The following is a 6,753-nucleotide window of genomic DNA, read 5'->3' as shown; positions in this document are numbered from 1 at the left end:
AGAAGGAAGCAGAAGGGACTGGGGAAGTTGACCCCCATCGCCTACGAGGAGAAACTGCTCACACAGGCGCTGACATTAGCGGCCTGAACAGGAAACCCAACCTGTCACCAGTTCCTGCATCAGCCCCACTGATCGCCGCATACGCCTGTATCGTCCGAAGACAGAGCACCACTATCGCTACAAGCCGTCAACGCCAACGACACCGCCACAGCCAGAGCCGGCCCGAACTTCAGACGGTGCGAGTTCCTCATGGTCATCACCGCGCATCCTACTGAACCCCTCATGGCCGGAACTGAACGAAGTTCTTCTGCGACGGGCCCCGCTGCCTCGCCAGTCCCATCAGATCCCACGCTGAGAGCACGTCAGACAGGCCCGCGATACGGACCCTCAACCTCTTCGATCGTGCCCTGACCTGCCTCCCGTATGCATGCGTCGATAGCTTCGCGGTCCGCTGACGCCCCGAAATCCTCCAGGGTCGCCTCAATCTGATCGGCGCGCTCCCCAGCGACATTCGGTGAAGTTTCTGAGACATACAGGAGCACCGGTTCTCCGTCACGGGAGTCAGTGGTTGCCCAGTCCGGCAAAGACTCAACGAGCGTATCCAGGTCGATATCTTCTTCCACGATCACGCGGCGCGCATCCTCCACCAGGCAGAAGAGTGAACAGTGGTATCCCCCGTAGTAGGCGCCTTCGACCTCCCGAAGCGGCACCAGCCATCGAAGCAGTCAGCTTCAGTCCCGTCCGGCTCTGGTTCTGGCTGCCCCTCGCCGCATGCCACCAGACCAATCCCGAGCAGCACTCCGACAGCGACCCCTGTGTGCGATGACCGCGCATCACTCCACCGCGTCGAAGCGCTTGGGACTGGGATTACGCACTAAATTGACATCCAGGCAAGATCAAACACAATTATGAACCTTGGAGGTCCTTGCTAAATGATTTCGCTACACACAAGCACACTCTTCACTCACCACTACCATATCCAGGCAAGTGAGTAGGTGCATTCTCCTCCATTTGCTCGGCATGCTCATCGGCAAACTCCTGAAACTTATCCTGCATTGTCTGGTGATCTGAGCAGCGACCCTTATAGATAGCACTCAACTGACCACCTTCCGTAGTGACACTGAATAGTCGATCTTCGTCCAACCCAGCCCCATACAGCATGGGGCCGCCATCTGCCCCTTCACCGTTGTTCTCGTTCTCACTGAGACCTAGCTGATTAGCAACCGCCTCAGCTCGCTCATAAAGTTCCGAGTTATCCCGATCCTCAATATCAAAGCCAACGCGGTACCGATAATGATTGTCACCACAATCCTGTGGCCTGACCTCCGCCTCAAAGTCATCTATTCCGGCTTGGCTTCCGAGATCCACAAAATGCGCCTCGCCAAAATGCTCTTGCATTGCACTAAGAACGATCTCAACTTCACGCAGCTGCTCCTGCTGGGTGTAGCCTTCATCCGCTATTAGTTCCTGACCCTCTACGTCACCGTGGTAGGCCATCGAACCCTCCTGTTCAGCCTCGGGCATCTCGTCACTGCAACCAGATATGGAGGCAACCGACAAAATGATCAGGCAAGCCATCCAGCTTTGCTTCATTGACAAATCACTCACCACGGCCAATTCGGCCCATCTGGGCTATATTCATACGAAAAATCAATAGTATCAGCTTCACCTTGAGAGATCCTCAAAATCGAGTTGAAGGACTGAGAATCCTCATCCAAGTAGCCGAACTCGCCTGAGCCATTCAAAGTCTGCTCATGACCAGTAGTTGGGTAACCCATAACATTGCCTTCACCGTCTGAAGAAAAGACATAGGCCCCGAAATCTTCCTTCGTTGGGTCATTCCGGCCAGTTCCCCAAAGACGACCCCCCTGTGCATACCAGTCCTGGCTCGCCTCTGTCGCGTACACGGCAGGCCTACCTTCAGCCGTCTGAGCGACCTCCAGATCATCAGCAGTTTCTGCAACGTCCTCAGGAATGCCCGCTGACCCGAACATAGTCAAGCTATCTACAGCATTGCCCTCGGGGATGCGTGTCAACGCGTGCGCAGCCGTGTTAGTTCCATATGAATGAGCATTTATTCGAAGCTCAGGGTCACGCCCCTGCCCTTCTGCTGTGTTATTGAATCCATTGATAGTGTGCGCTAGGTGCCACCCTCCAACATCAGCATGTTGGTCACTCAGCACATCCCCCTTGCCGATTCTCTCATCCGACCACTGAGGCGCTTCATAACCCAGCCAAGACACTACTGCATGGTCATCTCCCAGCTCCCCCTGCATGTCGTCTGCGCGATCCACTTCAGCATTCGTGTTATGCGTTCCGCTGTCCATACCAGGCACGTTGACACTTGTCGTATCCGCCTCATCTGGATTTCCCACCGAGACTGCCGCAAGCGGATCAGGATTGTCCTCTGATCGCCTACTATCATAAGTGTTCAACGAGAGAAGCATCCGACCATCGCCTTGTTTTGAATCCCGAATATCCCTCAACGCTTCCTTTTGCTTATCAGTCATGGTGTGAGAGGTCAGCAAATAGGAGAGAGCGGCCGTGTTCGCGATATCCCTCTCGGTGTAAGGGACACCCTCCGTGTTTCCAGTCAGAAGCGGAAGATGCTCGACCATCGCATCCTGCTGGTCTTCATCGAGGGCGTTGTGCCACCAATCAGCACCGTCTGGCCAGTTATCAAGTTCTTCCTGGCTGCGCGGCATCTGTGGTGATTCAACGTGGATGCGAATACCTTCAGACGCGAATTCCTCAATTTCTTCTGGGGTCATTGTAGCGAGATGATCGTAAAACGCCTCCTGGGCTGCTGCCCCAGTCTCCTCATCGAGCGTCTCGTTGTATAGGTCCATCGCTTCGTCGACGGCGTCTTGATCGTAACCGTCGCCATCACCCTGATTAGCCATGAAGGTGAAGAGGTCTCCGTCGAACGAAGAACCGGTAGAAGCCTGCACGAAAGGCGGAGTCCCTGAACCCTCCGTCGACACGTCCGGAATATCGTCGTCCACTCCGGCAGACCCGTGGAGTGACTCCAGCCGCCCTGTGATGCGGGTCGTCAGGTTGCGCCAGTCCTGGTTGAACTGCCAGACAGCCTGGTTGTGCTGTGCAATGTCCTGCCGCAGCTGGGAGTCCTCATCGGTCTCATCTTCACTGATGATCCCGAGGAAATCGATACGGGAAAGGAGGAGCCGCCCCTGAAGCATGGTCGCCTGAGTCATCAGCTCTTGCGAGGTCGTCTGCAGAGGACGCCCCTCAGTGACGAAGTCCTGCAACGCAGAGCCAGCAGAATCCATGGTGTCGGCCCAGTCCTGCACCGAATCCGGCACACTGTTCATGGCCGACCACACCGTCTCCTGAGTGTCCGGCTGCTGATACGCCGATTCCAATCCGCCCCAGGTGCTGCGCACGTCGTTCATCGACGATTCCACATCCGAAGAAGCCGTCTTCAGGCCCGAGGCTGAGTCATCGAGGTCCTCCCACGGAACATCGACCTCAGTCGGATAGAGGATGTCAGTGCTCGAAGTATCCGGAGTTCCCCAGTCTTCCATCAGGCCGCAACCGCCTCCTGCGTCGTATCCATCCCACCGTCATAGGCCGTCGCCAGTGCACTGCCGGCGTTCTCAGCCATGAGGTCGTCCTCATTGCTGATCTGCACAGATGCGATGCCCACGGCATCCGCACATGCCCCTGCATAGTTGGCCGCTTTGGTCCCCACCTCGGACCGCGTCTGCCACAGCGTCGAGAAGGCACCTGCCACATCCGTGGCGGTTCCACACTGCCCTTCGATGGAATTGCCATCGGAGGTGGCCTTACTGCCCTTCTCGGACATCGTCTCAACCTCTGGCCGCACCGTCTCCAACACGCCACGGATGCCGTCGACGTCGATGTCGTAGCTGCTCATACCGTTCCCTCTTACTCCTGTATGCCCTCGAAGAGATTGCAGGGGCGCGCCCTCACCTACAGCGCGGACGCGCCCCTGCCGATGCTGCCTCTGCCTCTGCCTCTGCCTCTGCTCAGCGGATCCCCGAAACCGCGTTCAGCGCCTGCGACCGAGCAGTCTCAGCACTGGTGTCATTCTTCTCCAACGTGTCCTTCACCAGGCGGATGATGGACTCCACCTCATCCGCGGCGCTGTTCCAGGAAGTCTCAATCGTGCGGTACTCCTCGTCCACACCATCTGCCTGGAAATCACTCATCGCCTGCTCCACCTGAGTGCGGCGGGCACCGATCTGGGCCTGCAGCTGACCGGCGATCTTGTTGATGTTGCCCTCAACATCAGCGGAGACGTTGGTGTCATAGGAAATACGGTTCACATTAGGCATCTGTCAATCCTTCCCCAGCGGCGCTCAGCCGACTGCCTTACCGAAGTTGGCTGCACCGAACTGCGCCATCGACTGTGCACCCGAGGAGTTATCAGCCAACTCCTGATCCCCAGTCTGAAACGCCAGGTCCATACCGCCCTGACCCTCCACAATCTGGCCCAGACCACGGTTGAGCTCATTGGCGACCTCATCGGCACGCAGCTTGAACTCATCGAACTTGGCTCGACCAGAACCCTGGAAGACACCCTCCAGCGGCTCCACCGCAGACACGAACTCCCGGACCAGCTGACCCAGATCCTGCTGCTCATGCGAGGTCTGCTTAGTCAGACTTGAGAGGGTCTCAGCCCCCATATCAAACACTCCGCCCATAGCGGCACGCTCCCTTCGGATATCGACTGCTCGCCTGCTGGCAACACCCATCAGGTCGACTCAGAGACAGACACCTGACCAGCATCGCGTGCACCACCCTCCCAGACTTTGCAGCAGTCAAGTCAAGCCGAGAACAGCATCCTGGGCGAATTTCCACCTCAATACCAGCTCATGTTCAGGTTCACCGGGTGTCTGCAACGCGACATTCATCTCCGCAACACAATAAGTTCATCCGATCACGCTCAGTTCGCACTCATGCCGCCCTTATGGCTACCCTGATCCGGCGAACGGCTTTACTGAGCATGCAGGGAACAGCAACGGATGACGTCTGAACACTCGCAGCGTCGCCGACGTCGTGACGCTTCTGCCAGCTTCAACGACGCGGTGATCCGCCCCCAGGAGACCTCCTCCACCTCCCCTGCCCCGATCCCGCCGGAGCAGACGCCAGCACCACAGCAGCCGGCACCGCAGAACCCCGCAGGGCAGGACTTCACACCTCAGCCCCCGGGGTTCCTCCCGCCTCAGCAGGCCCCGCAGCCCGACGCCGACGCCGGCCTCTCCCCGGAACATCAGCAGCGCCGCCGCGCACGTCGCGCCGAGTCCACGCCGCTGACCGCTCAGCCCGGCCCTCAGACGCCCCCGCAACAGCCGGGCCAGCCGGCTCCGCAGACTCAGCCCCCTCACCAGGGACAGCCGTACCCGCCACAGGCCCAACCTGCCCCGCATCATCCGCAGCCGGGCCCGCACCAGCCCCAGCAGGCACCACACCAGCCTCCGCACCAGCAGCCCGGCCCGCCGCGGGACCATGCGGCACCCTCCCTGGCTGACACTGCGGTGCGCGGCCGGCGTCGTTCCTCCCGCGCGGAGCGCTCCACCGGGCGCCGGAAGTTCCCTGTGGCCGGAGCGGTGGCCGCCGCAACGGTGCTGGCCATCGCGCTGGGCGCCGGGCTGTGGGCCTGGCCCTTCGGCGGGGATGAGGCCAGCGAGCCTGCCTCCGAGCAGGAGAACTGGATCGCCTCGGCCCCGGCGCTGAACCCCGCTGAGACCTCCCTGACCGATGCTCACACTGAGGAGCTGTGGACCCACAGGCTCAGCACCGAAGATCCCGCCTACTGGTTCGCGGCAGGCACCGTCGTCATCGACGGTGAGGAGGGCGAGGTCGTCCTGCTGGACACCGAGACCGGGGACGAGATCGTCCGCATCCCGGTGGAGGGCGAGGTCCAGCACGTGGTGGAGTTCCTCCACGAGGACACCCCCGCAGCGGGGGTCTTCACCCAGGACCAGTTCGTGGCCGTCACCGCCGAGGGTGATGACCAGAGCTGGGATCTGGAGGAGGGCGAGGTGGTCCGCGCGCCGGGCACCACCCCCATGCTCACCACCGAGGACGGTGACACCTCCGCCCTGATCATCGGAGAGGAGGACCCCGTGGAGACCGAGGGCAACCCCTCCTATATCTCCGGCGCCATCGACGACAGCCTCATCCAGGTCATCCCGGGCGAACCCCGGGTGGCCCTGCTGCCGGTGACCGCCGATGAGGACTCCCCGCCGGCCTCCGAGGAGCTGCTGCAGGCACCCACCGACGGCGCCTCCTTCCTGCGCCACCTCAGCGTGGGCACCGGCCATTCACTCAGCCTCTGGGAGGTGGACGGCGGAGAGTACCTGGTGGTCCACAGCCTGGAGGAGGAGCCGGGCACGGTGACCTCCGCTGTGGCCGCCCCGGATGAGCCTGAGGCCTGGCAGGTGGGCCGCGGCATGCAGCTGGCCGTGACCGGCCCCTACGCCTTCAGCCTGGAGACCGGCGAGCTGACCGCCCGGCACCCGGACGCCACCTTCACCGGTGCGCTGGGCCCTGCCGCTCTGGCCGAGTCCGAGGGCAGCCGCAGCTTTGTCGTGGACGGCACGCAGCACTACGAGTCGGACCGGGTCACCGGCTACTCGGAGGACAGGATCGCCCTGATCCGCCGTCCCGATGGGACCTTGGCAGCGCTGAGCGGCGACTGAGCCGCAGCAGCTGCCCAGCACACAACAGACACCGACAGACCACATCCGTACCCACGACCACGAA

7 protein-coding genes are annotated in these 6,753 nt (G+C 60.8%); 1 reads left to right on the top strand and 6 read right to left on the bottom strand.

Annotated elements, in window-relative coordinates; translation table 11 throughout:
- Positions 1-362: 362 nt before the first annotated feature.
- The 6 genes from IEW85_RS02255 to IEW85_RS02230 form a co-directional block, all read right to left on the bottom strand.
- Positions 363-629 carry a hypothetical protein gene (locus tag IEW85_RS02255; protein ID WP_188682443.1) on the bottom strand — a complete coding sequence of 89 codons (267 nt, stop codon included), beginning with the start codon at positions 627-629 and terminating at the stop codon, positions 363-365.
- A gap of 331 nt (positions 630-960) precedes the next feature.
- Positions 961-1,608 (bottom strand): hypothetical protein, encoded by a 648-nt coding sequence (locus IEW85_RS02250; RefSeq protein ID WP_188682441.1) that lies wholly within the window; start codon positions 1,606-1,608, stop codon positions 961-963.
- Positions 1,605-3,545 (bottom strand): alpha/beta hydrolase, encoded by a 1,941-nt coding sequence (locus tag IEW85_RS02245; RefSeq protein WP_188682440.1) that lies wholly within the window; start codon positions 3,543-3,545, stop codon positions 1,605-1,607. The genes IEW85_RS02250 and IEW85_RS02245 overlap by 4 nt, the downstream gene beginning before the upstream one ends.
- Positions 3,545-3,898, bottom strand: a complete 354-nt coding sequence (locus tag IEW85_RS02240) for a DUF6507 family protein (RefSeq protein ID WP_188682438.1) — start codon at positions 3,896-3,898, stop codon at positions 3,545-3,547. The genes IEW85_RS02245 and IEW85_RS02240 overlap by 1 nt, the downstream gene beginning before the upstream one ends.
- 112 nt (positions 3,899-4,010) lie before the next feature.
- Complete coding sequence (locus IEW85_RS02235) at positions 4,011-4,319, bottom strand: pore-forming ESAT-6 family protein (RefSeq protein ID WP_188682436.1); 309 nt, start codon at positions 4,317-4,319, stop codon at positions 4,011-4,013.
- Positions 4,320-4,343: 24 nt separating this feature from the next.
- Positions 4,344-4,670 (bottom strand): hypothetical protein, encoded by a 327-nt coding sequence (locus IEW85_RS02230; RefSeq protein ID WP_188682434.1) that lies wholly within the window; start codon positions 4,668-4,670, stop codon positions 4,344-4,346.
- A 339-nt stretch (positions 4,671-5,009) separates the two neighbouring features.
- On the opposite strand from IEW85_RS02230, the gene IEW85_RS02225 reads away from it, so the two are divergent.
- Positions 5,010-6,689, top strand: coding sequence for a hypothetical protein (locus tag IEW85_RS02225; RefSeq protein ID WP_188682432.1), 1,680 nt, complete (start codon positions 5,010-5,012; stop codon positions 6,687-6,689).
- Positions 6,690-6,753 lie beyond the last annotated feature (64 nt).

It is taken from the genome of Nesterenkonia cremea (assembly GCF_014642675.1).
Taxonomy (GTDB): Bacteria; Actinomycetota; Actinomycetes; order Actinomycetales; family Micrococcaceae; genus Nesterenkonia; species Nesterenkonia cremea.
Note: the sequence above shows the minus strand (reverse complement) of the source record. Positions and strands in the feature narration are given on the sequence as shown.

Excerpts from the sequence above, each read along its gene's own strand:
- IEW85_RS02245 (WP_188682440.1), bottom strand. The coding sequence starts at position 3,545 with ATGGAAGACTGGGGAACTCCGGATACTTCGAGCACTGACATCCTCTAT.
- IEW85_RS02240 (WP_188682438.1), bottom strand. The coding sequence starts at position 3,898 with ATGAGCAGCTACGACATCGACGTCGACGGCATCCGTGGCGTGTTGGAG.
- IEW85_RS02235 (WP_188682436.1), bottom strand. The coding sequence starts at position 4,319 with ATGCCTAATGTGAACCGTATTTCCTATGACACCAACGTCTCCGCTGAT.
- IEW85_RS02230 (WP_188682434.1), bottom strand. The coding sequence starts at position 4,670 with ATGGGGGCTGAGACCCTCTCAAGTCTGACTAAGCAGACCTCGCATGAG.
- IEW85_RS02225 (WP_188682432.1), top strand. The coding sequence starts at position 5,010 with ATGACGTCTGAACACTCGCAGCGTCGCCGACGTCGTGACGCTTCTGCC.